21 protein-coding genes are annotated in these 26,624 nt (G+C 65.2%); 14 read left to right on the forward strand and 7 right to left on the reverse strand.

Annotated elements, in window-relative coordinates; all coding sequences use genetic code 11:
* The first annotated feature begins 161 nt into the window (after positions 1 to 161).
* Positions 162 to 2,411 carry a hybrid sensor histidine kinase/response regulator gene (locus LDZ24_RS19435; protein ID WP_248322821.1) on the forward strand — a complete coding sequence of 750 codons (2,250 nt, stop codon included), beginning with the start codon at positions 162 to 164 and terminating at the stop codon, positions 2,409 to 2,411.
* A 92-nt stretch (positions 2,412 to 2,503) separates the two neighbouring features.
* On the forward strand, positions 2,504 to 3,877 hold the full coding sequence (locus LDZ24_RS19440) for a hypothetical protein (protein ID WP_248322822.1): 1,374 nt from the start codon (positions 2,504 to 2,506) through the stop codon (positions 3,875 to 3,877).
* 64 nt (positions 3,878 to 3,941) lie between these two features.
* Here the strand turns inward: LDZ24_RS19440 and LDZ24_RS19445 are convergent, their stop codons facing one another.
* Together LDZ24_RS19445 and LDZ24_RS19450 are read right to left on the reverse strand one after the other, a co-directional pair.
* Positions 3,942 to 4,493: an NADPH-dependent FMN reductase gene (locus LDZ24_RS19445; RefSeq protein WP_248322823.1), complete on the reverse strand. Its 552-nt coding sequence runs from the start codon at positions 4,491 to 4,493 to the stop codon at positions 3,942 to 3,944.
* Between the two features lie 587 nt (positions 4,494 to 5,080).
* Positions 5,081 to 6,055 carry an AEC family transporter gene (locus LDZ24_RS19450; RefSeq protein ID WP_248322825.1) on the reverse strand — a complete coding sequence of 325 codons (975 nt, stop codon included), beginning with the start codon at positions 6,053 to 6,055 and terminating at the stop codon, positions 5,081 to 5,083.
* Positions 6,056 to 6,513: 458 nt separating this feature from the next.
* On the opposite strand from LDZ24_RS19450, the gene LDZ24_RS19455 reads away from it, so the two are divergent.
* Positions 6,514 to 7,083, forward strand: a complete 570-nt coding sequence (locus LDZ24_RS19455; protein WP_206468960.1) for a lipocalin family protein — start codon at positions 6,514 to 6,516, stop codon at positions 7,081 to 7,083.
* Positions 7,084 to 7,095: 12 nt separating this feature from the next.
* Here LDZ24_RS19455 and LDZ24_RS19460 read toward each other — a convergent pair whose 3' ends face one another.
* Positions 7,096 to 7,350 (reverse strand): hypothetical protein, encoded by a 255-nt coding sequence (locus LDZ24_RS19460; RefSeq protein ID WP_175940781.1) that lies wholly within the window; start codon positions 7,348 to 7,350, stop codon positions 7,096 to 7,098.
* Positions 7,351 to 7,445: 95 nt separating this feature from the next.
* Positions 7,446 to 8,888, reverse strand: a complete 1,443-nt coding sequence (locus tag LDZ24_RS19465; protein ID WP_248322826.1) for a sigma-54-dependent Fis family transcriptional regulator — start codon at positions 8,886 to 8,888, stop codon at positions 7,446 to 7,448.
* Positions 8,889 to 9,165: 277 nt separating this feature from the next.
* Between LDZ24_RS19465 and LDZ24_RS19470 the strand changes: the two genes are divergently transcribed.
* The 4 genes from LDZ24_RS19470 to LDZ24_RS19485 all read left to right on the forward strand — a co-directional run bounded on the left by LDZ24_RS19470 (position 9,166) and on the right by LDZ24_RS19485 (position 13,193).
* The gene (locus LDZ24_RS19470) at positions 9,166 to 10,566 is read left to right on the forward strand and encodes a GntP family permease (RefSeq protein WP_248322827.1); all 1,401 of its coding nucleotides are present in this window, start codon (positions 9,166 to 9,168) and stop codon (positions 10,564 to 10,566) included.
* A 480-nt stretch (positions 10,567 to 11,046) separates the two neighbouring features.
* Positions 11,047 to 11,994 carry a GNAT family N-acetyltransferase gene (locus LDZ24_RS19475; RefSeq protein WP_248322828.1) on the forward strand — a complete coding sequence of 316 codons (948 nt, stop codon included), beginning with the start codon at positions 11,047 to 11,049 and terminating at the stop codon, positions 11,992 to 11,994.
* A 65-nt stretch (positions 11,995 to 12,059) separates the two neighbouring features.
* Positions 12,060 to 12,851 (forward strand): 3-hydroxybutyrate dehydrogenase, encoded by a 792-nt coding sequence (locus LDZ24_RS19480; protein WP_248322829.1) that lies wholly within the window; start codon positions 12,060 to 12,062, stop codon positions 12,849 to 12,851.
* 108 nt (positions 12,852 to 12,959) lie between these two features.
* Positions 12,960 to 13,193 (forward strand): hypothetical protein, encoded by a 234-nt coding sequence (locus tag LDZ24_RS19485; protein ID WP_159839271.1) that lies wholly within the window; start codon positions 12,960 to 12,962, stop codon positions 13,191 to 13,193.
* Here LDZ24_RS19485 and LDZ24_RS19490 read toward each other — a convergent pair.
* Positions 13,190 to 15,214 carry an AI-2E family transporter gene (locus LDZ24_RS19490; protein WP_248322830.1) on the reverse strand — a complete coding sequence of 675 codons (2,025 nt, stop codon included), beginning with the start codon at positions 15,212 to 15,214 and terminating at the stop codon, positions 13,190 to 13,192. The genes LDZ24_RS19485 and LDZ24_RS19490 overlap by 4 nt on opposite strands.
* Before the next feature lie 227 nt (positions 15,215 to 15,441).
* Between LDZ24_RS19490 and LDZ24_RS19495 the strand changes: the two genes are divergently transcribed.
* The 4 genes from LDZ24_RS19495 to zwf all read left to right on the forward strand — a co-directional run bounded on the left by LDZ24_RS19495 (position 15,442) and on the right by zwf (position 20,795).
* Positions 15,442 to 16,062, forward strand: coding sequence for a glutathione S-transferase family protein (locus tag LDZ24_RS19495; RefSeq protein ID WP_248322831.1), 621 nt, complete (start codon positions 15,442 to 15,444; stop codon positions 16,060 to 16,062).
* Between the two features lie 21 nt (positions 16,063 to 16,083).
* Entirely contained in the window at positions 16,084 to 18,162 is a 2,079-nt protein-coding gene (locus LDZ24_RS19500) for a pyridoxamine 5'-phosphate oxidase family protein (protein ID WP_248322832.1), read from the forward strand.
* Between the two features lie 77 nt (positions 18,163 to 18,239).
* Positions 18,240 to 19,139 carry a LysR family transcriptional regulator gene (locus LDZ24_RS19505; RefSeq protein ID WP_248322833.1) on the forward strand — a complete coding sequence of 300 codons (900 nt, stop codon included), beginning with the start codon at positions 18,240 to 18,242 and terminating at the stop codon, positions 19,137 to 19,139.
* 180 nt (positions 19,140 to 19,319) lie between these two features.
* Entirely contained in the window at positions 19,320 to 20,795 is a 1,476-nt protein-coding gene (zwf, locus tag LDZ24_RS19510; RefSeq protein ID WP_248322834.1) for a glucose-6-phosphate dehydrogenase, read from the forward strand.
* Between the two features lies 1 nt (position 20,796).
* On the opposite strand, the gene LDZ24_RS19515 is transcribed toward zwf, so the two are convergent.
* Entirely contained in the window at positions 20,797 to 22,098 is a 1,302-nt protein-coding gene (locus tag LDZ24_RS19515; protein ID WP_248322835.1) for an FUSC family protein, read from the reverse strand.
* Between the two features lie 156 nt (positions 22,099 to 22,254).
* Between LDZ24_RS19515 and wrbA the strand changes: the two genes are divergently transcribed.
* On the forward strand, positions 22,255 to 22,860 hold the full coding sequence (wrbA, locus tag LDZ24_RS19520) for an NAD(P)H:quinone oxidoreductase (RefSeq protein WP_248322836.1): 606 nt from the start codon (positions 22,255 to 22,257) through the stop codon (positions 22,858 to 22,860).
* A gap of 732 nt (positions 22,861 to 23,592) precedes the next feature.
* Positions 23,593 to 24,126, forward strand: a complete 534-nt coding sequence (locus LDZ24_RS19525) for a nucleoside deaminase (protein ID WP_248322837.1) — start codon at positions 23,593 to 23,595, stop codon at positions 24,124 to 24,126.
* Positions 24,127 to 24,138: 12 nt separating this feature from the next.
* On the opposite strand, the gene LDZ24_RS19530 is transcribed toward LDZ24_RS19525, so the two are convergent.
* Positions 24,139 to 24,909 carry an IclR family transcriptional regulator C-terminal domain-containing protein gene (locus tag LDZ24_RS19530; protein ID WP_248322838.1) on the reverse strand — a complete coding sequence of 257 codons (771 nt, stop codon included), beginning with the start codon at positions 24,907 to 24,909 and terminating at the stop codon, positions 24,139 to 24,141.
* A gap of 273 nt (positions 24,910 to 25,182) precedes the next feature.
* On the opposite strand from LDZ24_RS19530, the gene LDZ24_RS19535 reads away from it, so the two are divergent.
* Complete coding sequence (locus LDZ24_RS19535) at positions 25,183 to 26,589, forward strand: MFS transporter (RefSeq protein WP_248322839.1); 1,407 nt, start codon at positions 25,183 to 25,185, stop codon at positions 26,587 to 26,589.
* Positions 26,590 to 26,624: the final 35 nt, after the last annotated feature.

Genomic DNA, 26,624 nt, shown 5'->3' on the forward strand with positions numbered 1-26,624 from the left:
CACGCGCGTGCGGAACGCATGACGAAAAGCGCCGGTTGTCTGCGGCCAATGGCACATTTCCTGCATGCTCCAGACGATTACACCGCGCGCGGCCCGCGCGCCGTTTATCGAACGGTTGATCGCGCCAAGGGTCGAGTAAAGTTTTCCACTTCGCTGCCAAAATGACGCTGCAACGTGAGGAGCACGACGCCGAGCCTGCCGCCGTAACGCGGCAGGAAGAACCGCCTTTTCCCGTCGTCCCCGAGCGCAACTTCGCCGCGCAGCGCATGACGCTCTACGCGCTGCTCGTCGCCGCCGTCGTGCTTCCGTGCGTGTACGTCGCCATTACTGCGATCTCCGACTACCGCGCGCGCGTCGCTAGCGCGTCCGATGCCGTCGCGCGCAACGCGAGAATCGCGGAGGAGCAGGCGCTCAAAGTCTTCGATCTCAACGTCACGCTCAACGAACGCATCGTCGATCTGCTCGACGACCTCGACGCCGACGCGATTCGCCGCGAAGACGGCGTGGTCCACGCGCGCCTGAGCCAGATGATCGGCCACTACCGGCAGGTGTCGGCGGCGTCGGTGTTCGGTCCGGACGGCCGGTTGCTCGCCACGAGCCGCGCATGGCCGACGCCCGATGTCACGGTGGGCACCCGGGAGGACTTCGCCAGCCTGCGCGCCGACAGCCGGCTCGCGCAGATTTCACGCGTAATGCTGGGCAAAGTGGCCGGCGAGCGCGTGTTCAACACGGCCGTCGCACGCAAAACGCCTGACGGGCAGTTTGCCGGCATGGTGTCGATCGCGCTGCGCCCGTCGTACTTCAATGACTTCTATCGCGAACTGCTCGGCGACAGCCCGACCGTGTCGATCGGTCTGACCCGCGCCGACGGCGAAGTGCTCGCGTGGTATCCGGAGCGGCCGCCCGACCGCATGGCGCTCGCCGCGAGTTCGCCTTTGCGCGAGGCCTATCGCGCCGGCACGCACGACGGCGTCATGAAGATGGTCTCGGGGCTCGACAACGAGCTGAAGATCGTCGCGTTTCGCCGGGTCGGCGATTATCCGCTCTACGTGTCGAGCGGCTTTCCCGTCGACACCATCTGGACGCAGTGGTACCGCCATCTGAGCGTGCTGGCGCTGTCGATCCTCGCGCCGTGCGTCGTGCTGTGGGGCGTGATCGGGCAGTCGCTGCGGCGGCTCGCCAAAGAGGAAGAAGCGTGGGAACGCTGGCAGGCCGAGGCGTCGATGCGCCGCTCGATCGAATCCGCGTACCGGCAGGCGCGCAAGATGGAGGCGCTCGGCAATCTCGTCGGCAGCGTCGCGCACGACTTCAACAACCTGCTGATGATCGTCTCCACGAACGTACAGATCGCGCGGCGGCGCGGCCCCATCGGGCTCGATCGCGAACTGACGGCGATGGAGCGCGCGCTGAAGAACGGCCAGTCGCTCACGCGGCAGTTGCTCGGCGTCGCGCGCAAGCAGCCATTGCGCAGCGAGGTCATCGCCATCGGCAAATGGGTGACGGCGGAGCGCGAACTGCTGCGCGCGTCGCTCGGCGCGAAGGTCGCGCTGCACTCGGAGGTCGCGGCGGACGTCTGGACGATCCGCGTCGATCCGGCCGAACTCGAACTCGCGCTCATCAACGTAGCCGTGAACGCGCGCGACGCGATGCCGAACGGCGGCACGTTCACCGTGCGCGCCGACAACGTGCGCTTTCGGCACGAGGACAGCTTTCCGCTCATCGGCGAATTCGTGCAGATTTCGCTGGAGGACACGGGCGTCGGCATGAGCGCGGACGTGCTCGCCCGCGCGTTCGAGCCGCTTTTCACGACGAAGCCGAAAGGCATGGGCACCGGGCTCGGCCTGCCGCAGGTCTTCGCGTTCTGCGAGCGCGCGGGCGGGCTCGCGACCATCGACAGCGCCATCGGCGCGGGCACCTCGGTGCGTCTCTATCTGCCGCAGGCCGCGGCGACAGACGCGCCGCACGCGGAACCGGAGCAGGCCGCCGCGACGGCGCAGGAGGCGGACGGCTTGCGCGTGCTGCTCGTCGAAGACAACGAGGAAGTCGCCGCCGGCACGGAGGCGCTGCTCACGATGATGGGTCATCGCGTGACCTACGTGTTCAACGCCGACACCGCGATGACGCTGCTCGAAGCGGCTCGGGAGAACATGGCCGTGTCGGGCTTCCCGTTCGATGTCGTGCTCTCGGACATCCACATGCCGGGGCAGCTCAACGGCATCGATCTCGCTGAACGCATGCAGCGGTTCGAGCCGCGCATCCCGGTCATTCTCGTCACCGGCTATGCCGAAGAACTCGACCGCGCCCGCCAGGTGGATGCGCGGGTGCTTGCCAAGCCCTTCGACATCGCGCTGCTGGATACGCTGCTGCGCGGCATTCGCGAGGAACACGCCGTGCGTTCCGTCGACCGCTGACCGCCTCCGGCACGACTGTTGCGTGAGCAAACGCATGTGCGGCAACCCGGCGTTGCCGATCCGCGGAATCCGCTCAACGAGAGGAGACGACCATGCGACACACCGTCATCGGAGTATTCGATACCTACGCCCAGGCCGAGGATGCGCGCTCGGCGCTCGTTACGGCCGGCTTCGCGCGCGGCGATATCGAGCTCCAGGCGAACCCGAAGCGGGACGATGCCGCGCAGCCGTCGAGCTTGAGCGACGCCGAGACGCACGCGCAGCCCGGCGTGCTCGCCAACATCGAGCGGTTCTTCAGCATGCTCTTCGGCGGACGCGATCAGCCGCCGGAAGTCGCGCATTATTCCGAAGCGGTGCGCCGGGGCGCGGTGCTCGTCGCCGTCGATACGCCGAGCGAGGCGCAAGCCGATATCGCACGCACGACGCTCACCGACTGCGGCGCGATCGACATCGACGAACGCGCGGCGAGTTGGTCGACGCTTTCGCACGGCGCGGCCGCGACGCCGCCCACGACCGCCGATGACCGCGATCACTCCATTCTCGACGAACTCGGCCTCGGTCGCGGCAGCGGCGTTCCGGGCCGCGATCCTGTGAATCCGCCGCGTACGGACGTGCCGCGCGCGCGCGCTTATCCGCGCTCGGACGCGCCGGTGGCCGATCCGGTCGCGCCGCCGATCGTCGACCCGCTCGCCGGTCCGCTCGGCGATCCGCTGCTCGATCCGATCGGCGAGCCGCGCACGCCGGCGGGCGGCGGAATCGGCAGCGAGACCGGCGCGGAAGCCTTCACGCGCACCGATCCCGCGACGCTAACCTCGCGCGACTACGTGACCGACCCCGCCGACGATCCGCTGATGCCGGCCACGCGCCCGCAGCGCGGCACGCCGGAGCCGTCGACGACGCAATACGAACAGGTCGAAACGAAGCCGGCGAGCACCGCGCAAGGCCAGGCGCAAGCGCAGGCGCAGACCGATCCGCTGACCGGCGTGCACGTCGATCCGAACACGGACTGGCGCTCCATCGACACGATCGAGCCGTTGAGCACGCTGGACGAGCCGGCCAAGCCGCAGCAATTGAACATGCAGAATCAGGTGCAATCGCAGTCGATGCCCGCGATGGGCGCGGCGGGCGATCCCATCGGCACGTCGGCGGCGTCGCAGGCCGCGGTTCCGCTCGGTCCGCGCACAGTGCCGAACGAGTACATGGAGTACGAAGAGGACTTCCGCGCCGACTACGCCACGAAGTACGCGACGACCGGCGAGCCGTACGAGGACTACGAAAGCGCGTATCGCTACGGCGCGACGCTCGGCAACGACGAGCGTTTCCGCAACCGCGCGTGGGACGACCAGATGGAGTATGAAATGCGGCGCGACTGGGAGAGCCGCCATCCCGAAGGCGATACGTGGGACCGCTTCAAGGCGGCGATCCGCCACGGCTGGGATCGCGTGACGGGGCAACATCACGCGTAACCGGCGATCTTCACTCCAATGACGACGGCCCGCTTGCGCGGGCCGTTGTTGTTTGCGGGACGCCTCAGGCGGCGAAGTCGCGCACCCACGCGACGTATCGGTCCATGAAAGTCTGCAAGAACTTGCGCGTGTCTTCGCTGACGATGTTTCCGTTCGCGTCGATGCGGTTTTCGTCGTGCTTGATGTACATCTCCGGCTGACCCATCAGCGCGACGTCGAGGTACGCGCACACGCTGCGCAAATGCGCTTGCGCGAGCGCCGTGCCAATGGCGCCGACCGACGTGCCGATGACCGCGCCCGGCTTGGCGCCCCACGCGCTTTGCCCCCACGGCCGCGAGCCCCAGTCGAGCGCGTTCTTCAGCACGCCGGGAATCGAGCGGTTGTACTCGGGCGTGACGAAGAGCAGCCCGTCGGCTTCGGAAATCTTCTGCTTGAGCGTGCGCGCGGCTTCGGGGAAGTCGCTGTCGTATTCCTGGCTGTAGAGCGGCAAGCTGCCGATGTCCAGATGCTCGAAAGTGAAATCGCTCGGCGCGAGCGATTCGAGCGCGTGGGCGAGCTGCCGGTTGAACGAATCCTTGCGCAGGCTTCCCACGACCACCGCGATCTTGTACGCCATGATATTTCCCCCGTCGAAAGGATGAGATTGAACCACCGATACGTCATCTGTAACCGATGCGAGAGCAATCATAGGCCCATCGTCAGGCGATCGTCACCGGGATGCTGCGCCAGGCGACCGGCTTCGTTTTTGTAATCAATCGCGCAGTCCAGCTCGCGCCGCATGAACGCTCGCTTTGCGGCCAGCTATCCCCACGTTTATCCACAGAAACTGTGGATAAGTCCGGGCATTGGCCGGCGGGCCTTGATTTTCGATTCACGAACGAAACAAAATGCAGCGGCGAGCCCGTTCAGTGCGATGTGAACGCCTCTCATTGACCAAAGAAGACGTTGCATTGCGCGGCCGAGCCCTGACACGTCGACGACTGAGAATCGGCCGCTTGCGCAGCGCCGGCTGCTGCGAAAAGAGCGACGGATGCGGCGAGAATGGAAAGAATGCGCTTCATGATATGCCTCCACAGAGTTCGTTGACCGACCGGTCGGACCGGTTGAGGCGAACTTTATCGGTGCGGCGACGGCGGAAAAAGCGGCTTCGACCAAAGTGATTTTTGCCGCGATTGCAATAATCGTGGTGCGCTCGCGGCAACGTCACAACATCAGCGCGAGACAGAGCGTGACCGTGACGAGCGACAGCACGGTCGAAAAAAGGATCGTGCTCGACGTCACGCTGGCCTCGCGCCGGTAGAACTCGGCGAGCATGAACGGGCCGGTGCCGGTCGGCAGCGCGCTGAGAATCACGGCGGTTTTGGCCCACAGCGGCGGCAGCGCGAACACGTGAGCCGCTAGCCACCACGTCAGAAGCGGCTGCGCCAGGAGCTTGAGCGCGACGAGCGCGCTCGTCGTTCGCAGGTTGCGCGCTTCGCCCTTCGCGCCGAGAAACAGGCCGAGCGCAACCAGCGCGCACGGACTCGCCGCGCCGCCGAGCAGCTTGATGAGCGCTTCCGCGCCTTCGGGCACTGCCACGCCGCTGCCGCTCATCAACGCCCCCGCGACCGGCGCGATCAAAAGCGGATTCTTGCCGAGCGACTTCGCCACGCGCCACAGCGTCGCGCCGATCCCGCTTCCCGCTTGCAAGCCGAGTTCGATCAGCACGATCGCAATGCCGAAGAGCACGCACACGGTCATGATCGTCGCGATCACGGCGGGCGCGAGGCTCGGCTTGCCGAACGCGAGCAGGCAGAGCGGCAAGCCCACGAAGCCTGTGTTCGGGTAGGCGGCGTTCAGCCCGTCGATGCTGGCATCGGCGAGCGGACGCGCTTGCATCAACCGTACGCCGAGCGTCAGCACGAACACGACCGCCGATCCGATGCCGAATACCGCCATGAACGCTGGTTGATCGAGCGTCTTCAATGGCGTCTTCGCCATGATGTCGAAGAGCAGCGCCGGGAGCGCGAGATAGACGACGAAGCGGTTCAGTTCGGACGCCGCCGTGGGCCCGAGCTTGTTGAGCTTGCGGCACGCATAGCCCGCGGCGATCAGGCCGAAGACGGGCAAGATGATGGTGACGAGCGGACCGAGCAGCGACGAGAGGAACGCAACGGGCGAAGAAACCGGCGATGACATGAAGAACGGAGCGCGAGCCAAATCGGAAGAGCCGAAAGCATACCCGCAGACCGACAGGTGAGAGGTTTCGGGAACTGCGGGACGGTGAGGACCGCTGCGCCGAGGAGTCTCACTTTTCGATTCGGCCGACGCGTGACAAAGCTTTCACTAACTCACGCAACTCGTTGATTGCAGACAGAACGCGGTTTTCGCCGATTTCGCGCGTTGCGGTGGACGCACTCGCTCGACGTTTGGCTGTCACTGGGTCGCTGCGTTGTGAGGTGAGACGTTTCGGGAGGCGGCGGGCGCGGCTCAGCGCGTAATCGGCTTGCGAAAAAAGCCTAGAGACAGCAACAACTTGGGAGTAAGCCGTTCGTGCTCAGCACCGCGCAGCAACGGCGAAAGGTGAGACTTTCCGGGACCGCTCGCGTCGGAACGGTCATTGCTATCGAACTGATTTCTAACCGACTCTGAAGCCAATGAAATCACGACGACCTTGGGCGTATGGCGCCGCGGCGCTGATAGCGATAGGAGGCATCGGCGCGCTCGCGGCCTATGGGCTGAAAGGCGCGAAGCGCAGCGGCAACGAGCACGTGCCGGAGCCGTCGAAGGCCGTGGACCTCGACCGCTATCTCGGCCACTGGTTCGAATTCGCCCGCTACGAAAACCGCTTCGAGCGCAATTGCGAGGCCGTCACCGCCAACTACGCGCGGCGCGAGGACGGGCTCATTTCAGTCATCAACGCGTGCCGGGAAGGCAGCCTGACCGGGCGATACCGGTCGGCGGAAGGACGCGCGAAGGTCGTACCGGGATCGAACGGAACGAAGCTCAAAGTCTCGTTTTTCGGCCCGTTCTATGTCGGCGACTACTGGATTCTCGATCACGCCGACGACTATTCGTGGTCCATCGTCGGCGAGCCGACGGGCCGCTATCTGTGGATTCTCACGCGCGAGGCCCGCCCATCGGCCGAACTGCGCCGCACGCTGCTCGTGCGCGCCGCCGCGCTCGGCTACGACACCACGATGCTGCGCGAGACGCAGCACGACTGAGCGGGGTCCGGCTCAGTTCGCCTTGCAGGCGAGCAACAGCGAATTCTGGTTGTTGTCGCTCGACTGATCGAGCACGTCGTAGCCGGCGGGACACGCCACCTTCGCGTTATCGGTACACAGACGCCAGCCGCCATAGGCCGGACAGGTGACGAGTTGCGTCGGCCGGCCGTCGGCGGAAAAAAGCGGCGGCGCGCTGCTGCATCCGCCGAGCGCCCACGCGCTCGCAGCGAGCATGACGATATGGCCGATTGCCTTGCCGAGCTTCATCCCGCACCCCTTGTTTTCAGGTCGTTATTCTTGATTGCGTCGTTTCGCGAGTATGCCACGCGGAGCTTTCGCGTCGATTCATGACGCGACGCGATTCACACCTCGATGCCGAGTGCCGCGATCTTCTTGTACATCGTCGCCCGCCCGATGCCGATGCGTTTCGCTGCTTCCGCCACGCGCCCGCCGCTCGCGCGCAATGCGTCGGAGAGAAAGCGGCGCTCGAAGTCGATCATCGCCTGCGCGTAGGGCACGGCCGCTTCCGCTTGCGCCTTTTCAGCGGGCGCGGGCAGCGCGGCCGGCTTCGAGTCGATGAACGGAGCGAGCGCGCGCGCATCGATATGCTCGCTGTCAGAAAGCATCAGCGCCCGTTCGAGCGTGTTGCGCAGTTCGCGCACGTTGCCCGGCCACGCGCACGCGGTCAGAAGACGCAGCGCGTCGTCGTGAAGCACGAACTGGCGAATGCGCCCCGTGCGCGCTTCGCCCGACAGGTCTTCGAGGATCGCGTACGCGAGTGCCTCGATATCGCCGAGCCGCTCGCGCAGAGGCGGCGCGTGGATCGTCAGTACGTTCAGCCGATAAAACAGGTCGGCGCGAAAGCGCCCCGCCGCGACGAGCGCGGGCAGATCCGCCGACGTCGCCGCGATGATTCGCACGTCCGCGCGCACGATGCGGTTCGACCCGAGCGGCTCGAACTCCTTGTCCTGCAACACGCGCAAGAGCTTGCCTTGCAACGGCAGCGGCATGTCGCCGATTTCGTCGAGAAATAGCGTGCCGCCGTCCGCCAGTTCGAACTTGCCCACGCGCCCTTTGCGTTCCGCGCCCGTGTACGCGCCCGGCGCCGCGCCGAAGAATTCAACTTCGAGCAGCGTGTCCGGAATCGCCGCGACGTTGACGGTGACGAGCGGCTTGGCCGCCCGCGTCGACGCGCCGTGGATCGCGTGCGCGAGCAGTTCCTTGCCGGTGCCGGTTTCGCCGAGCAGCAGCACGGGCGAATCGACGAGCGCGGCGCGCCGCGCCTGCCGCTTCACTTCGAGACTGGCCGGACTCGTGCCGACGAAGCTCGCGAACGTGTACTTGGCCCGCCGCGCCTGCGCGAGCGACTGCCGCGTCGCGATCAACTCCTGCTGCACGCGCGAGTAGTGCGCGAAAAGTGGCGTGAGCGCCTTCATCTCGTCGAAGAGCGCGAAGCCGATCGCACCGACGGTCGCGCCCTGATCGTCCTTCAGCGGCAGGCGCGTGACGACGAGCGGCTCGCGGTCCGTCTCGAGCACGTCGAGCAGAATCGGCTTGCCGGTCGCGACGACTTCGCGCATCAGGCTGTTCGGGATGACCGCTTCGCAGTCGAGACCGATGGCGTCGGTCGGATCGGAGAAGCCGAAGCGCGCCGCATAACGCTTATTGATCCAGACGACGCGGGCGTCGGCATCGACGATGAACGTGCCTTCGCTCAGGTTCTCGAACGTCTTGAAGAGCGACTCCATGGCGCGCCGCATGACGTCGCTGTAGTCGGCGGGTACGTTGATCCAGTCGTTGCGCATCGGCGCTTGTCTCCGTGTTTTCTCTTGTTGGCGACAGCGTATCTCATATCGGAGACAGTCGACAGCCTTGATTGGCCTGATGGCCGCAACGGTTGATAGCTTGGCGGTCTCTTATCGGAGACAATCCGGCGGCTTCCCGCAGGTCGCGCCGCCTTTGCGCGTGCGCCAGTGTGCTTTCGCGACCGTTGGCACGGAAGCTGCATGACTGCGCGCCGCCGACGGCCTGCCGTAACAAGCCGTGGACGAAGTTCAAAGAACAACCATTAACGGAGACTCAATGTCGTTCCTCATCGTGCTCGCCGCCCTGGCGTTCCTGATGCTGGCCGCCTATCGCGGCTACAGCGTCATCCTGTTCGCGCCGATCGCCGCGCTCGCGGCCGTCCTGGTCACCGATCCCGCCGCCGTCGCGCCGGTGTTCTCGGGCATCTTCATGGAGAAGATGGTCGGCTTCGTGAAGCTCTATTTCCCCGTGTTCCTGCTGGGCGCGGTATTCGGGAAGGTGATCGAGCTGTCCGGATTTTCCGAGTCGATCGTCGCCGCCGCGATCCGCTACATCGGCAAGTCGCGAGTCAATGCGGTGATCGTGGCCGTTTGCGCGCTCCTCACCTATGGCGGCGTGTCGCTGTTCGTGGTCGTCTTCGCCGTGTATCCGTTCGCGGCGGAAATGTACCGCCAGAGCAATATCCCGAAACGGCTGATGCCCGGCGCCATCGCGCTCGGCGCGTTCTCTTTCACGATGGATTCGCTGCCCGGCACGCCGCAGATCCAGAACATCATCCCGACGACGTTCTTCAAGACGACGGGCTGGGCCGCGCCGTGGCTGGGCGTGATCGGCTCCGTGTTCATCATCGTCGTGGGGCTTTCGTTTCTGGAGTGGCGCCGGCGTTCGGCCATGGCCAAGGGCGAAGGCTATGGCACCTCGCTCGTGAACGAGCCGGAACGCGTCGAGTCCACCAACATGCCGAATCCGCTGCTCGCGGTCGCGCCGCTCGTGCTCGTGGGTGTCGCGAACTTCGCGCTCACCCGCTGGATCCCGACGTGGTACGGCGCGAGCTATACCGTCGCGCCGAACGCGCTGCCGGGCGTGCACACGCCGGTGACCACCGCGATCAAGCCGGTCATCGCGATCTGGGCGGTCGAAGGCGCGTTGCTGCTCGGCATTCTGCTCGTTCTGCTGACGGCGTTTTCCCGCGTGAAGGAACGTTTCGCGCCGGGCACGCGCGCCGCCGTCGCGGGCGCGTTGCTCGCCGCGATGAACACGGCGTCGGAATACGGCTTCGGCGGCGTGATCGCGGCCCTGCCGGGCTTTCTGGTCGTCTCGGACGCGCTGAAGAGCATCCCCAATCCGCTCGTCAACGCCGCGATTTCCGTGAGTTCGCTCGCGGGCATCACGGGGTCCGCGTCGGGCGGCATGAGCATCGCGCTCGCCGCCATGTCGGACCTCTTCATCAAGGGCGCGGAAGCCGCGCATATTCCGCTGGAAGTCCTGCACCGCGTGGTCGCCATGGCGAGCGGCGGCATGGACACGCTGCCGCACAACGGCGCGGTCATCACGCTGCTCGCGGTCACCGGGCTCACGCACCGCGAGTCCTATCGCGACATTTTCGCCGTCACGGTCATCAAGACGCTCGCGGTGTTCTTCGTCATCGGCGTGTACTACGCGACGGGCATCGTGTAATGGATCGAATGGCCGCACGCTTCAGGGCGGCGGCCATTCGCTATTTTTTGTCCGATTAAAACGAGCAGGTTAACCCTTATTACCGCCCGATAGTCGGTCATTTAGTATTTAATGCGCCAGTTATGTGCTCGATTAACTGATGCCTGATAAAATGACGAGACGACAGTGTCATCCAGCGTAAGCATGTGCTCACGCTTAATCTGGAACATCTTAATCGCGGGCTTTTAAGTGAATCTGACTCCTGAAAAAGAAAATGTCTCTCGCGCTGATATTCCGACATCCGCCGATCGGTCTCTGACATTCGAGCACTGCCGCGATCCTGAAAGCATTCGCGCTCTCGAAGCGGAATGGGGCGCATTATATCGCCATGTGGACGGCGAATATTTTCAGTCATTCGACTATTGCTATAACAGCCTGATGTGCGAACACGTCGGCACGCGGCGCAAACCGCATTGCGTCGTCGCAAGGCGCAATGGAAAAATGGTGGCCGTGTGGCCGCTGCTCGTGTCTTATCGCAATTGCTGGAAATTCGCTGAACCGCTGACACCGCAAAACCGCTCGCCGAGCGATATTCTCGTCGCACCGGAAAAGGACGCGCAGCAAATCGTCGAAGCGCTATACAAAGAGACCGTGCGAGCCACGCGCGCCGACGTTTTCGAGTTATGGCGCGTTCGCAAGACTTCGCCGCTTTATGCGTGCGTGAAGCGCCATGCGGTAATTCGCCGCGAAGAAGATGACCTCACGCCTTACGCAGCGTTACGCGGCGTTCAAGACTGGGATGCTTTCAGCCGCTCGCGGTCCGGACGCGAGAAGACCAAGCCGGAGTACCTGAAACGGCGGCTCGCGAAAGAAGGACAGTTCAAGATCGAATTGATCGACGCTTCCGATCCGCGTCTCGAATCGTTCATCGAATGGTTCGTGGTTCAAAAGCGAAAGTGGGCGACCGAGAAAGTCGGCGAAAGTCAATGGACATTCTCCGATGCCAGCCTGAAATTCTGGAAAGCGCTTCTTTCAGGCCCGGCTGCGGCGTCCGGAATCTTTCGGCTGTTCGTCATGACGTTCAATGGCGAGCCGGTCGCGGCGAATATCGTTTCGATGAATAGCAAAACGTTTTATCTCATCGCGATTACTTACAATTTGGATCTGAAGAAATTCTCGCCCGGCACCATTCTCGTCGATGAATGCGTGAAATGGGCTTTCGAACATCATCTGGACTTCGACTTCGGTCCCGGCGATCAACGCTATAAAACGTCATGGAGCGGCGGCGAGTCGTATCCGATGTCTTCATTCATGGTGCTCGCGACGCCGTGGGGACAAACCGGTTATATGACGAAGCAATTCGTCAAACAGACGCGGGAACGCGCCATGCGCGTCGTGAATCGCGTCGTGCGAAAATCGGCCGCGCCGGCGACGCCTGAAAGCGATTAGTTGTTTTGTCGAAGCAATATCGAACGTAGTCGTACCCGCAGCGCTACAGAAAAAGGAAACCGCTCATGACTCAATCCGCATCGAACAACCTGGCCGGCAAGACCGCGCTCGTCACCGGCTCGACGAGCGGTATCGGCCTCGGCATTGCCACGGCGCTCGCGCAAGCGGGGGCGAATCTCGTGCTGAACGGCTTCGGCGACGTGAGCGGCGCGCTCGCGCAGATCGAGGCGACCGGCGCGAAGGCCGTGCATCACGCGGCCGACATGACCAAGCCCGCCGAGATCGAGGCCATGATCGCGTTCGCGGCGGAACGCTTCGGCGCGCTCGACATCCTCGTGAACAACGCGGGCATTCAGCACGTCGCGACCATCGACGAATTCCCGGTCGAACGCTGGGACGCGATCATCGCGATCAACCTGAGCTCCGCGTTCCATACCATGCGCGTCGCGCTGCCCGGCATGCGCGAGCGCGGCTGGGGCCGTGTCGTCAACATCGCGTCGGTGCATGGGCTCGTCGGCTCGGCGGGCAAGTCGGCGTATGTCGCGGCCAAGCACGGCATTCTCGGACTCACGAAAGTGGCGGCCCTCGAAAACGCGCGCACGGGCGTGACCGTCAACGCCATTTGCCCCGGCTTCGTGCTGACGCCGCTCGTGCAGAAGCAGATCGACGATCTCGCCGCCCGCGAATCGCTCTCGCCCGACGCCGCCCGCGCGAAACTGCTCGGCGAAAAGCAGCCGTCCGCGCAGTTCGTCACGCCGCAGCAGATCGGCGACATGGCCGTGTTCCTCTGCTCGGATGCAGCGAGCGAGATGCGCGGATCGGCGTTGCAGATCGACGGTGGCTGGAGCGCGCAGTAAGCGTGTGCGACGCTGCGCCGCGTCCGTCGAGCGGGCCGCGCGACGGCGCAGCCTGCAAGCGCGCCGCGCTTGGTACTATCGGGACATTGCCAACGAGGAGTGTCTCCGATGACCGCTGAGAACAATCGCGCGGAAGAAGCGCGCGCGATGGAACGTATCGTCAACGCCACGCGGCAGGTGCAGTCCGCGTTCGTCGCGCTGCAGAAGCAGTTTCCGCCCGAAGGCGACGGCCGGCCCTCGCAGATGGCGCTTCAGACGTTCGACGCCGCGCTGCAGGAGCTCGAAGACGCGCAGGCGTCCTTCGACACCATGCTCAACGATCTCTTCGACGGCAACCGCTAGGCGTCGCCCAGCACGTTGCGCAAGGCGGGCACGTCGTCTTGCGGGGCGCGGCTGGGGTTGTCCAGCGTGGGCGCGGTCGCCTGCGAATCGAGGCCGGACCACGACACGCCATCGGTGGACTGGCGGCGCGCGGCCGCCACGCAGGCATCGACCAGTTCCTTGAACGACACCGCCGCCGAACTCGTCCGCACGAGCACTTCGCCTTGCAACGGACTTTCCGCGACCACGAGCCCGACGATCAACTCCGCCGCAGGCGCGCGCTGATGCAGCCGGCGCAGCAGATTGCGCAGATACGGCGGCGATTCGGCGGCATCGAACGAGACGACGCAGATGATCGTCACGCCCGACAGGTCCACTTCGCCGAAGCGCCCGCGCGAGAACCGCTCGTAGCCGGTCAGATCCGCGCCTAGCCCGTGCTTGCGGAAAAGCTGCACGGCGATGGTCGCGGCGAGATCGTCGAGCGGACTTCTCCCCGCGATGCAGAGCACCGACGCCGTGTGCCCTTCCGCGCCCGCGTCGAAGTATTCGGGCGGCGTCTCCGATGCGATTGCTGCCGTATCGTCGGTGGAGAGATTCACGAGCGGCTCTTCCTTGCGCTGAACCACCGGCGTCACGTCCTCGGCGTCCTCCAGCCCTTCGATGATGTCGAGCGCCGATTCGTTGATGCGCTTCAACTGGTCCGCCGTGACGACGCCGCGCAGCACGTCGTTATGCGCGAGGCGCAAGCCTTCGAGCGCGACTTCGTCGTAATACGCGACGAGCGAGCGGTCCTTCAGCAGCGATTCCGCCTGCACGAGCGCCTCATCGGGATCGTTGGCGAGCAGGCGCTGATAGAAATTCTCCGCTGGTGTCAGCGCGGGCCGATCGCCGAAAAGCACATCGAGGAATTCGAGGCGGTCCACATGTCGCCCGAGAATGACAAGGCAAAGCGTGAGCGGCGTCGAAAGGACGAGGCCGATCGGCCCCCAGATCCAGCTCCAGAAAATCGCTGCGACGATCACCGCGAACGGCGAAAGGCCCGTGCTGTGTCCGTACAGGAGCGGCTCGACGACCTGCCCGGCGATGATGTCGGTGGCGCCGTACAGCACGATGGTCCAGATCAGCATGGTCCAGCCCGGCCCGACTGCCGCCGCGAAGATCACCGCGAGCAACGCGGCAATCCACGTCCCGACATACGGCACGAAGCGCAGCAGCGCCGTCATCACGCCGAAAAGCAGCGCGCCGGGCACGCCGATCACTGCGAGCCCGATGCAAATGACGATACCCACGCCCACGTTGATGCCCAGCTGCGCCAGAAAATAACGCGAGAGGCGGCGCGCGGCCTCGTCCATCGCGGTGGTCGCGCGGTGCAGGTCGCGCGAACCGAAAAGCCGTATCAGCCGGTCGCGCAGGTCTTCCCGCTGCAACAGAATGAACACCGCGACGACGAGCACGATGCCGGTCGTTTCCAGCGGACTGATGACGGGCGAGAGAAACCGCTGCGCCAGTTCCAGCGGCGACGGCGCCGGCTCGTGGACTTCGACGGGCATCGGCTGATCGATGGGCGAAGCCGCCGGGTTGTCCTCGTTCGCGTGAGGTTCCTGCTCGCGCGCCGGCGATAGACGCTTCAGCGCACGCGACGCGCGCCCGAGAAACGCGTCCGCGCGGCCGACCGTCATGCGCTGCACGCTGTCGACCTTGCGCTCGACGGCCACCTGATACTTCGGCAGATCGCTCGCGAGTTGCGCGACCTGCGCGCCGATCAGCGCGCCGACGGCCGTGAGCACCGACAGAGCGACCACGACCGCCACGATCACCGACGGCACCTGACCGAAGCGCAGCCGCCGCAGAAAATCGACGAACGGCGCGAGCAGGAAACTGAGCAGGATCGCGAGGATGATCGGGATCATCACCGCGCGCCCGAAGTACAAGGCGCAGATCACGACGACGACCGCCACGAGGGACGCCAGCGCGCGCAGGCCCGGCGCGTCGGGCGGCAGGATCTTCGCAGGAGGCCGGCGCGGGCCGGGAAGTGGAGGCATGGAGTCGGCTCGTAGGAAATACTTTCCGAAAGAAGCAAGGCGCGTGCCGGTGAGTGTTTTCGGGAGCGCCTCTCCAAAAGGTGAGCGGATACGGGAGAACGCCCGCTGATTGATCTGGAAAGGAGAACAGTGATTTGATTTTCGCTCGTATTCTGCTTCACGACGCACGAACCCATACTGCTTCTCAAGCGATCGGGATTCCCCCGGTCCACATGAGAGGAGTTGCCATGAAGCTCTACCACCACCCGCTTTCCGGACATTCGCACCGCGCTCGTCTGTTCCTGCATCTGCTGAACATCGAGCACGACGAAGAGGAGGTCGATCTCGCCGCCCGCGGGCACAAATCGCCCGAGTTTCTGCGCCTGAACCGCTTCGGCCAGGTGCCCGTGCTGGTCGACGGCGAGCACGTCATTCAGGACTCGAACGCAATTCTCGTCTACATCGCCAAGAAGGCGGGCGCGACGCAATGGCTCCCCGAAACGCCCGCCGAAGCCGCCGCCGTGCAGCGCTGGCTTTCGGTCGCGGCAGGGCAGATCGCGTTCGGTCCGGCCGCCGCGCGTCTCGTCACGGTGTTCGGCAGCAAGTTCGACGTCGATGAAGTCATCGCCCGCGCGCATGCAGTGCTCAACGTGATCGACGACGAATTGCAAAGCCGCGACTGGATCGCGGATATCGGCAACGCGCATCCGACCATCGCGGACATCGCGCTCTACAGCTACATCGCGGGCGCGCCGGAAGGCAATGTCGATCTGTCGGGCTATCGCAACGTGCTGGCGTGGCTTGCGCGCATCGAGGCGTTGCCGGGTTTCGTGCCATTCCAACAGACCGCTGCGGGCCTGCGCGCCTGACCTTTGCCGGAGACGACGATCATGCCTGCCCCCGCTTCGATTACCGCGCCTTCGCCCTGGCATCGCGGCGAAGTCGAGATGCAAACCGCCGCTGGCGTCGCGGCGCGCATGCACGACGTCGGACAGCGCGTCGTGCGTCCGTTCATGCCGGAACAGCATCGGCAATTCTTCGCGCAGTTGCCGTTCATCGTCGCCGGTACGGTCGATGCCGACGGCGACGCCTGGGCCGCGTTCCTCACCGGCCGCCCCGGCTTTATGAGCACGCCGGATGCGACCACGCTTTCCGTCGGGCACATTCGCGATCCGCTCGATCCCGCCGACGCGGGTCTTGCGGACGGCGCGTCGGTCGGCCTGCTCGGCATCGAGATGCATACGCGGCGGCGCAATCGCGTGAACGGCGTGATTCATCGCGACGACGCGGCTCACGGGCAGACATTCGAAGTGGCCGTCGAGCAGAGCTTCGGCAATTGCCCGCAGTACATTCAGTTGCGCGACTTCGCGTTCGTGCGCGACGCGTCGGCGCCCTCGCCGTCCGGTCCCGTTTCGCTCGATGCGCAGTCGCCGCGCATGCGGGCGATGATCGAGCGCGCCGATACGTTCTTCGTCGCGTCGTACTTCGATCGCGAGGACGGGCATCGTCAGGTGGACGTGTCGCATCGCGGCGGCAAGGCGGGCTTCGTGCGCGTGTCGGACGACGGCGCGCTCACCATTCCCGACTTCGCGGGCAATCTGTTCTTCAACACGCTCGGCAATATTGCGGTCAACGGCCGGGCGGGACTCGTGTTCGCCGACTTCGAAACCGGCGACGTCCTGCAACTCACGGGCGATGCGAAAGTGCTGCTCGACTCGCCGGAAACCGCCGCTTTTCAGGGCGCCGAGCGCCTGTGGCGCTTCGTGCCGCGCCGCGTTCTCTTGCGCGAAGACGCGCTGCCGCTGCGCTGGACGTTTCGCCGCGAAGGCTGGTCGCCGAACTCGCTGATGACGGGCGACTGGAACGAAGCCGCGCAGCGCATGAAGGCCGCGGCGCTCGCGAATGCGTGGCGGCCGTATCGCGTGAGCCGGATCGTCGATGAAAGCGACGTGATCCGCTCGTTCTGGCTCGAACCGGCGGATGGCGCGGGCATCGTGCCGCACGCGGCGGGACAGCATTTGCCGGTGCGGCTCACGTTGCCGGGCGAAACGAAGCCGCTCGTGCGCACGTACACGCTGTCGGTCGGGCCGGCTGACGGCGTGTATCGCATCAGCGTGAAGCGCGAAGGCCGGGCGTCGGCGTATCTGCACGACGCGCTGAAAGTGGGCGACATCATCGAAGCGCGGCAGCCGGCGGGCAGCTTCACGATCGATCCGTTCGAAGCGCGCCCCGCCGTGCTGCTGGCGGCGGGCGTCGGCATCACGCCGATGCTCGCGATGTTGCGCCATGTCGTCTACGAAGGACTGCGCAAGCGGCGCGTGCGTCCGGTTTGGCTGATCGCGTCGGCGCGTACGCTCGCGAACCGCGCGTTCGCCGCCGAGATCGACGCGCTTGCTCAGAGCGCGGGCGGCGCGGTCAACGTGATACGCGTGCTGAGCGACCCGCAAGGCGCGCAACTCAAGCGCGATTACGACGTGTCGGGCCGCATCGACATCGATCTGCTGACGAGCGTCCTGCCGTTCAACGACTACGACTTCTATCTGTGCGGACCGGGCGCGTTCATGCAATCGCTCTACGACGGCCTGCGCGCGCTGAACGTTGCCGATACGCGCATTCATGCGGAGGCGTTCGGTCCTGCATCGCTCATGCGCACGCCGGATCGCGGCGTCGAGATGAAGCCCATGCGCCCGCCCGCCACCGAAGCCGTGCCCGTGCGCTTCGTGAGCTCGCAACGCGACGTGCAATGGCAACCCGCGAGCGGCACGCTGCTGGAACTGGCCGAAGCGTCTGGCGTGGAAACGGAATCGAACTGTCGCGGCGGAACGTGCGGGACGTGCAGAACGCGCATCGTGAGCGGCGCGGTGTCGTATGCGAGCGAGCCAGCGTTTCATGTCGACGACGACGAAGCGCTGATCTGCTGCGCGCGCCCGGCAGCGGACGCCGACGCCCCGCTGCAACTCGATCTGTAGAGCGAAGCGCGATTGCGGGACGCCCCGTCATGCCCGAGAATGCACGGCAACTTTCTCGCCCGCTTCCCGCATCCGACATGGACCGTTTTCAGGCAATGTCGACCTTCGTCACGGTGGTCGAAACAGGCGGCTTCGCGTCGGCCGCGCGCAAGCTCGATGTCTCGCCTTCGGTCGTGAGCCGCGTCGTGACCGAACTCGAAGAGCGCCTCGGCGTGCGACTGCTCACGCGCACCACGCGCGTCGTGCGCCTGACGGACGCCGGCAACGGCTTCTTCGAAGACTGCCGGCGCATTCTCGGCGAAGTGGACACCGCCGAGCTCGCCGCGCGAGGCACCCACGCATCGCCGCGCGGCGTGCTCTCGCTGACCGCGCCTGTGCTGTTCGGCCGGCTGCATGTGACGCCTATCGTGCTCGACTACCTTTCGCGCTATCCCGAAGCCGATGCGAACTGCTGGTTCGTCGACCGCGTGGTGAATCTCGTCGACGAGGGCATCGACGTGGCCGTGCGCATCGCGCAACTGCCGGATTCGTCGCTTCAGGCGATTCCCGTCGGACGCGTGCGGCGCGTGCTGTGCGCATCGCCCGCCTATCTCGCGAAGCACGGCACGCCGTCGCGCCCGGAGGACCTCGACGCGCACACGATCATCGCGTCTACGGGATCGTCGTCGCCGCCGGAATGGCGTCTTTACGATGGCGATCGCACCGTGATCGTCCGCACGCGGGCGCGCTTCATCACGACGACGAACGATTCGGCCATCGATGCGGCGCTCGCGGACTTCGGCATCGCGCGGCTCCTGTCGTATCAGGTCGCGCAGCAGTTAAGCGAAGGCCGGCTCGTGATACTGCTCGCCGAATTCGAGCCGCCGCCGCTGCCAATTCATCTCGTGCATCGCGAAGGACGCCACGTCACGCAGAAGGTCCGCGCGTTTCTCGATCTGGCCGTGGCGACGTTGCGCGCGGATGCATCGTTGCGCTAATCGCGCTAAACGAAGCGCGTGGCGGCTTCGTGAATCTTGAGGAATCGAACGCCCGTTAGCGCGCGAGCCGTGCAAAATGGCGGCAAACCATGCAACATAGCTCTCTTCGGCGTATTTGCGCTTCCAGCCGCGTTCCGGCTCGACGAACCGGCTCTTCCGAACCTCAACGGCTCACGCACCATGACGAACCCGACCTCTCCCACCAATGAACGCCCGCTCGACATGATCATCTTCGGCGGCGGCGGAGACCTGGCGGCGCGCAAGCTGCTGCCCGCGCTGTACATGGCGCACACGCACTGCAACCTGCCCGCCGAGACGCGCATTCTCGCGATCGGCCGCAAGGACTGGACGCGCGAAGATTATTTGAAGAACTTCATGGAGAAGCAGTCGCGTCCGTTCATCGACGAGAAGGCTTTCGATGCGCAGTCCTGGGACAAATTCCTCGCGCTCTTCGATTACGTGCGCGTCGATGTCGAGAATCCCGACGACTTCCGCCGCCTCGCCGAAGCCACGCGGCCGAACGTGCAGCGCGTGTTCTATCTCTCGACGTCACCCGAACTCTTCACGACGATTTGCGACAACCTCTCGGCGGCCGGCATCGTCGACGATCAAGCGCGCGTCGTGCTCGAAAAGCCGCTCGGCCATGATCTCGCGTCCGCGCGCGCCATCAACGACGCGGTTGGCCGGCACTTCAAGGAAGACCAGATCTACCGCATCGACCATTATCTCGGCAAGGAAACGGTGCAGAACCTGATGGTGCTGCGCTTCGGCAATCCGATTTTCGGGCCGCTGTGGCAGGCGCCGTACATCAAGAGCGTGCAGATCACGGTGGCGGAAACAGTGGGCGTCGGCAGCCGCGCGGGCTTCTACGATCACACCGGCGCGCTGCGCGACATGGTGCAGAACCACTTGCTGCAACTGCTGTGCATCGTCGCGATGGAGCCGCCCGTTTCGCTCGATCCGGACGCCGTGCGCGACGAGAAGCTCAAGGTGCTGAAATCTCTGCGCCCGATGACCGTTTCCGACACCGCCCGCGACACCGTGCGCGGCCAGTACGCGGCGGGCGCGGTGGGCGGCGAGCCGGTCAAGGGCTATCTGCAGGAAGACAACGTGCCGCCGGACAGCCGCGCGGAGACGTTCGTCGCATTGCGCGCGCATATCAACAACTGGCGCTGGGCCAACGTGCCGTTCTTCCTGCGCACGGGCAAGCGCATGCAGACGCGGCGCTCGGAAATCGTCATCGACTTCGCGGACCTGCCGTTTTCCATCATCCCGAGCGGGCCGCGCAACTATGGCAACCGTCTCATCATCACGTTGCAGCCGGAAGAGTCCATCCAGTTGCAGATGCTCGCGAAGGAACCCGGCAGCGGCATGCAGATGCTGCCCGTGAACCTCAATCTCGATCTTCAGCAGGCTATGACGCAGCGCCGCGCGGAAGCGTACGAACGCTTGCTGATTGACGTGATTCGCGGCCGGCTCACGCACTTCATGCGCCGCGACGAACTCGAAGCGGCGTGGGCGTGGGTCGAGCCGATCCTCAACGGCTGGAAGGAACTCGGCGACCGGCCGCGCGGCTACACGGCGGGCACGTTCGGCCCGGCGGCGTCTTCCGCGTTGATGGCGCGGGAAAATCTCGCGTGGGCGGAAGAAGGTTGATTCAGCGCATCGCGGGGCGCGCCGCGCGTCGCGATGCGAGCGCCTTTGCCGCGGCCATCACCGCCGCGAGCACGCCGATTCCGCACAGAATGCCCGCGAGCCGAAGCGCCGCGGGCATCGGATCAGACGACCAGTGGTGATCCTGCACGAACACCATGATGAACGCGATGGTGAACTGCCGCCCGACATAGCTCGCGCCCTGCGCGCCCGTCTGCACATGACAGCCGATCCACACGCCGGCGCATAGCGTGAGCATGCACGCGGGCTCGCTATCGCCGATCAGCGGCAACAGCGCGAGACTCGCCGCGCCCGCGATCAGGCAGCCGAGCACGCGCTGCACCATGCGCGACCCGATCGGCCGCCGCGTCGGCTTGCCGAGCGCCGATGCGGGAAGGATCAACACGGCGATGGCCGTGACCATCGCCTGCGCGAAGCCGGGCAAGTTCCACGCATACGCCACCGACGCCAGTATCGCCACCGACCACGCCGCATGCCACGCGAGGCGCTTGCGCATGACGCGGGCGGACTGCATCGCTTGTTTCGCGCTGAGTGCTTGCAGGCTCGTGGTCGCATCCGAGGGAATGACGGAGACGGCTGCCGTCTCGTGGCTCGATCCATCGACGCGATCCGCCGTTGACGACGCCCTCGCGCTCGAAACCGGCGCCGCGCCCCGCGACTTCCGATACTGCTGCGCCGCCGCGTGAAAGAGCGCGGATACGGCGACGCACGCGAGCGTCCCGACGACGACCTCTGCCACGCGCGACAACGCGAACGAAGCCGTCGCCGAAGCCGACGCCAGCCGATGCGCTTCGAACGTGACCATCAGCGAGGTCACCGCGCCGAGCACCCACGCATAGCCGGCATCCGACGCAAGCGCGCGATACACCGACACGCCCGCGATCAACGCCAGCAACGGCACGAAGAGCCACGGCGTATCGCCGATCAGCGGTCCCGCCGTCGCGCCGAGCGACGCGCCCGCGATGGTGCCGAGCACGCGATGCACGCCCCGCTGTGCGCAGGCCGAGAACTTCGACTGCATGACCGCGAAGCCGCTGATCGCCGCCCACCAGATGTGTTCGAGCCGAAAGGCATACGCAAGCGCGACCGCGAGCGCGACCGATGCCATCGCCTGCGTCGCGAAGAACGCGCGGGCGGGCGTCGGCCGGATGGCGGCGAGTTCGCGCCCGAGCGACACGAATGCCTCGCGCACGAGATCGGCGAGCGTGTCGAAGGCAGCGAATGCCCCGCGCGACGCGGCGGCCGTGGCGGAAGGAGTGTGAATCGTGGAATGATCGTTCGGCATCGTCGGCGGTGGCGGGGTTCTTGTCTGAGCGTAGACGCGGATCGGCATGAGCGCAATGCATCGCGAGCGCATCCGGCAGCTTCGGGACGCCGATGCTAAGGTTGAGTGCGCGGCCCCGACAATCCGTTCATCCGGCGACATTACGAAGGACATCTCATGGCGAAAGTTCTGGTGCTCTATTACTCGATGTACGGTCACGTCGAAACGATGGCGCGCGCCGTCGCGGAAGGCGCGGGCGGCGTGCCGGGCGTCGATGTCACGGTGAAGCGCGTGCCGGAAACCATTCCGTCGGATCAGGCGGCCGTCATCGGCGTGAAGCTCGATCAGCAGGCGCCCGTGGCCACCATCGACGAACTCGCGAACTACGACGCCATCATCTTCGGCACGCCCACGCGCTTCGGCAACATGGCCGGGCAGATGCGCACGTTCCTCGACCAGACGGGCGGCCTGTGGGTGAAAGGCGCGCTGGTCGGCAAGATCGGCAGCGTGTTCACGTCCACGGCTTCGCAACACGGCGGGCAGGAAACCACGATCACGTCGTTTCACACGACGCTTTTGCATCACGGCATGATCGTCGCCGGCGTGCCGTACGCGTGCGCCGCGCTAACCAGCATGTCGGAGATCTCGGGCGGCACGCCGTACGGCGCGACCACCATCGTCGGTGCGGACGGCAAGCGTCATCCGACGCAGAACGAACTCGACATCGCGCGTTATCAGGGCAAGCACGTGGCCGAACTGGCAGTCAAGATCGCGGGCAAGTGAGACGCTCGACTGAGTGGCGATGGCCGACACGCTTGGCCTAAGTCTGTTGGCGCTGATGCGACATGTGCGATGCTCGGCGCTCGCGCTCGCCTTGCTGCAAGCCGCCGCGCGGGGATTGGCACGCTCGCTGCATAACGAGCGCGTCGCGCCTTGCTGCCTGCCACTGCAACGCGCGACCGGACCGGCCGCTGCTTGCGCCGGTCCGTTCTCTTATTCATGCATGTTCGCGTGAAAGCGGGTATCGACGGCTCCGAGCGACGGCGCGCCGCCGTGTATCTCTGGCCGCAAGTGCCGACGCTTAACGCGCTGTCGCCGGCTGCGGCGCTGAACGCAGCGATCTATCCGGTGAACGGCAGGAACGGTGTTGGCAAGCGACCGTGTACACCGTCGGGTGCGTTCCTGCAACGCGTTAGGACGGCCGCACCGAACGGCGCACGATGTTCTGGACGTGCGGACGGAAAGCGCTCGCACTTCGAGCCGGTTTCATTCGGAAACCTAACGATACATTGCTTGGCCTTCGCAAACGTCACTCGCGCGCGCCCGCAGAACTGCATGACTATCGCAGCCGGCGTGACGTTATTCGTTCCATCGTGGCGGTTGCGTCGGAATCGAGGACGCTTTACCGTTGCTCACAAGCCCGGCGACGACGCGCGCAGACCAAGCGCCAGCGCTCCCGAAAGTCCTCACCACAACCCGATCCCGTAACTCCTCACCTTTGCCGAACCCGCCATCATGAGCCTGACCGCCCCCGCCTCGCATCCCGACAATCTACCGCCGCAGGGCCTCACGCCGACGCGCGAGCAAATCGTCCGGCATCTGCGGCACGCGAGCGCCGTCGCCGAGCGCGCGACCTTGCTCGGGCATCATCCGTTCGGCGCGATTCTCGTCGGTCCGGATCAGGAAAGCGTGTTGATGGAGCAAGGCAATGTCGATACCGTCAACCACGCGGAATCGGTATTGGCGCGCGTCGCGGCGCTCAACTTCACGCCGGAGTATCTGTGGAGCTGCACGCTGTACACATCGGTCGAGCCATGCTGCATGTGCGCGGGAACGGCCTACTGGGCCAACATCGGACGCGTGGTCTACGGGCTGACAGAAGCGCGCCTGCTCGAAGCCACCGGCAATCACGCGGAGAATCCGACGATGAGCGTCTCGTCGCGCTATGTCTTCGACCATTGTCAGAAGCAGGTAGAGCTGATCGGCCCGATCGCCGAAGTCGAGGAAGAAGTCTTGCGCGTGCAACGGGCCTTCTGGTGTACGCGATAAAACGGCGCGCCGCTAGATCACATTGAGCATCGCGAGCGCCGTTTCCTGCAACGGCGGCAATACGCGGGCGAGCGCGGCCTCGCTCGTCTCTTTCCCGATCGGCATGTTCACGGACAGCGCCGCGACCACTTGTCCGTGCCGGTTCTTGATCGGCACCGCGACGCCACGCACGCCGACCTGCAACTGCTGTTCGAAGACCACGTAGCCGTCCGCGCGCGCCTGCCGAATCTTGTCGTAGAGCGCATCCTTATCGGTGATCGTGAGCGGCGTGAACGGCCTGAACTCCGTTGCGTCGAGCCATGCGCGCACCGCGTCCTCGTCCGTCTTGTAGGCGAGCATCACGAGTCCGGCCGACATCAACGCAGCCGGCACGCGCGCGCCCAGCACGAAGCCGGTGGTCATCACGCGCGAGGCGCCGTTGCGCGCGATGATGACGAGATCCCATTCGTCCAGCACGCTGACGTACACGTTCTCATGGATCAACGCGCTCAGGTGCTGCAAATACGGCTGAACGATGCGCGGCAGCCGCGCCGAGTCGAAATACGACCAGCCCACGCGCAGCACGCGCGGCGTCAGATTGAAGAGCTTGCCGTCGGTCTGCACATAACCGAGGTGCGCAAGCGTGAGCAGATACCGCCGCGCCGCCGTGCGCGTGATGCCGGTGCGCACGGCCGCTTGCGTCGGCGTCATGCGCGCGTGTTGGTCGTCGAACGCTTCGAGGATCGCCAAACCCTTCTCGAGCCCGGCGATCCAGTCTCGCTTGTCCAGTGCCGGTTTCGTCATATGCGGTACGCGCCTCTGCTAGTGCTAACCCCCAAAGCGGCCGATTATCGAACGCGTGCGTGCGATAATCGCGCACAATTTATCACAAATCGTTGCCCGCTCGGGGTTGCGCTCTTATGCTCGTTTCACTCGTAAGGGACATGTTCGCGAGCCTGGCTCGATTGCCTCGCCGCCCGACCAAGCGGCGGCGCGAATCGGCAGAAAACGCAGGTAAGAAGAAAGGCACAGGCGGTAGCGTAACCACTCGTTAAACCAACATTCGGAGACACTTCTATGGCTAGCCCTAAGGAAGAGGCGCACGGCGGCCGCCAGGCGAAAAAAGCGACGGCGAGCGGCTGGATCGGCTCGGCGCTCGAGTACTACGATTTCTTCATCTACGCGCAGGCGGCGGCGCTCATCTTTCCGCAGTTGTTCTTCCCGTCGGGCAATCCGAAAGTGGCGATCGTCGCATCGCTCGCGACGTACGGCGTGGGTTATGTGGCGCGGCCGATCGGCGCGTTCGTGCTCGGTCATCTGGGCGACACGCACGGCCGCAAGAACGTGCTGCTCATCTGCATGTTCCTGATGGGCTTCTCGACGATGGCGGTCGGTCTCTTGCCGACGTATCACAGTGTCGGCATGCTGGCGCCCACGCTGCTCGTCGTGCTGCGGCTGATTCAAGGCTTCGCGGTGGCCGGCGAGATTTCCGGCGCAAGCTCGATGATTCTGGAGCACGCACCGTTCGGCCGACGCGGCTACTACGCGAGCTTCACGCTTCAGGGCGTGCAGGCCGGCCAGATTCTCGCGGCTGCCGTATTTCTGCCGCTCGCCGCGTTCATGCCCGAGTCCATGTTCAACTCGTGGGGCTGGCGCGTGCCGTTCCTGTTGTCGGCGCTGGTGCTCGTCGCGGGCTACATCATTCGGCGCGAAGTGCACGAAACGCCCGCGTTCTCGGCGGAAGGCGCGCACGGCGAACTGCCGAAGTCGCCGATCAAGGAAGCGTTCGCGAACAGCACGCCCGACATGATCCGCGTCGTCTGCATGGCGCTCATGAACGTGATCCCGGTCGTCGCGACCATCTTCGGCGCGGCCTATGCGGTGCAGGCTTCGTACGGCATCGGCTTCCAGAAGAGCGTGTATCTGTGGATTCCGGTGGTCGGCAACATTCTCGCGGTGCTGGTGATTCCGTATGTCGGCAACCTGTCCGACAAGATCGGCCGCCGCATGCCGATGATCGTCGGTTCGCTGCTCGCGGGTCTCTTGTCGTTCGCGTATCTGTATGCCATCAGCATCCGCAACGTGCCGCTCGCCATCGTCATGTCGCTGTTGATGTGGGGCATCGTGTATCAGGGCTACAACGCGATCTTCCCGAGCTTCTTCCCCGAACTGTTCCCGACGCGTTCGCGGGTGTCGGCGATGGCGATTGCGCAGAACATCGGCACGACGATTACCGCGCTGCTGCCCGCGCTGTTCGCGGCGGTCGCGCCGCCGGGATCGGCCAACATCCCGCTCACGGTCGGCGCGCTCGCGTTCGGCGTGACGATCATCGCGGCGATTGCGGCGTGGTCGGCGCGCGAGACGTATCGCGTGCGTCTGGACGACCTCGGCAAGAAGGACGCCGTGCCGATGAGCGAGCAGGAATACGAACGCATGCGCGCCGATTCGATGGCCGTCGAGAAAGTGGCCAAGGCTCACGCCTGACCGAGACACGCCTGCGTTTCAAAGGGCCCTTCGGG

Origin of the sequence: Caballeronia sp. Sq4a (assembly GCF_023170545.1) — a bacterium.
Classification (GTDB): domain Bacteria; phylum Pseudomonadota; class Gammaproteobacteria; order Burkholderiales; family Burkholderiaceae; genus Caballeronia.

Coding starts and splice junctions, on each gene's coding strand:
- LDZ24_RS19435 (WP_248322821.1), top strand. CDS start 162: ATGACGCTGCAACGTGAGGAGCACGACGCCGAGCCTGCCGCCGTAACG.
- LDZ24_RS19440 (WP_248322822.1), top strand. CDS start 2,504: ATGCGACACACCGTCATCGGAGTATTCGATACCTACGCCCAGGCCGAG.
- LDZ24_RS19445 (WP_248322823.1), bottom strand. CDS start 4,493: ATGGCGTACAAGATCGCGGTGGTCGTGGGAAGCCTGCGCAAGGATTCG.
- LDZ24_RS19450 (WP_248322825.1), bottom strand. CDS start 6,055: ATGTCATCGCCGGTTTCTTCGCCCGTTGCGTTCCTCTCGTCGCTGCTC.
- LDZ24_RS19455 (WP_206468960.1), top strand. CDS start 6,514: ATGAAATCACGACGACCTTGGGCGTATGGCGCCGCGGCGCTGATAGCG.
- LDZ24_RS19460 (WP_175940781.1), bottom strand. CDS start 7,350: ATGAAGCTCGGCAAGGCAATCGGCCATATCGTCATGCTCGCTGCGAGC.
- LDZ24_RS19465 (WP_248322826.1), bottom strand. CDS start 8,888: ATGCGCAACGACTGGATCAACGTACCCGCCGACTACAGCGACGTCATG.
- LDZ24_RS19470 (WP_248322827.1), top strand. CDS start 9,166: ATGTCGTTCCTCATCGTGCTCGCCGCCCTGGCGTTCCTGATGCTGGCC.
- LDZ24_RS19475 (WP_248322828.1), top strand. CDS start 11,047: ATGGTGGCCGTGTGGCCGCTGCTCGTGTCTTATCGCAATTGCTGGAAA.
- LDZ24_RS19480 (WP_248322829.1), top strand. CDS start 12,060: ATGACTCAATCCGCATCGAACAACCTGGCCGGCAAGACCGCGCTCGTC.
- LDZ24_RS19485 (WP_159839271.1), top strand. CDS start 12,960: ATGACCGCTGAGAACAATCGCGCGGAAGAAGCGCGCGCGATGGAACGT.
- LDZ24_RS19490 (WP_248322830.1), bottom strand. CDS start 15,214: ATGCCTCCACTTCCCGGCCCGCGCCGGCCTCCTGCGAAGATCCTGCCG.
- LDZ24_RS19495 (WP_248322831.1), top strand. CDS start 15,442: ATGAAGCTCTACCACCACCCGCTTTCCGGACATTCGCACCGCGCTCGT.
- LDZ24_RS19500 (WP_248322832.1), top strand. CDS start 16,084: ATGCCTGCCCCCGCTTCGATTACCGCGCCTTCGCCCTGGCATCGCGGC.
- LDZ24_RS19505 (WP_248322833.1), top strand. CDS start 18,240: ATGGACCGTTTTCAGGCAATGTCGACCTTCGTCACGGTGGTCGAAACA.
- zwf (WP_248322834.1), top strand. CDS start 19,320: ATGACGAACCCGACCTCTCCCACCAATGAACGCCCGCTCGACATGATC.
- LDZ24_RS19515 (WP_248322835.1), bottom strand. CDS start 22,098: ATGCCGAACGATCATTCCACGATTCACACTCCTTCCGCCACGGCCGCC.
- wrbA (WP_248322836.1), top strand. CDS start 22,255: ATGGCGAAAGTTCTGGTGCTCTATTACTCGATGTACGGTCACGTCGAA.
- LDZ24_RS19525 (WP_248322837.1), top strand. CDS start 23,593: ATGAGCCTGACCGCCCCCGCCTCGCATCCCGACAATCTACCGCCGCAG.
- LDZ24_RS19530 (WP_248322838.1), bottom strand. CDS start 24,909: ATGACGAAACCGGCACTGGACAAGCGAGACTGGATCGCCGGGCTCGAG.
- LDZ24_RS19535 (WP_248322839.1), top strand. CDS start 25,183: ATGGCTAGCCCTAAGGAAGAGGCGCACGGCGGCCGCCAGGCGAAAAAA.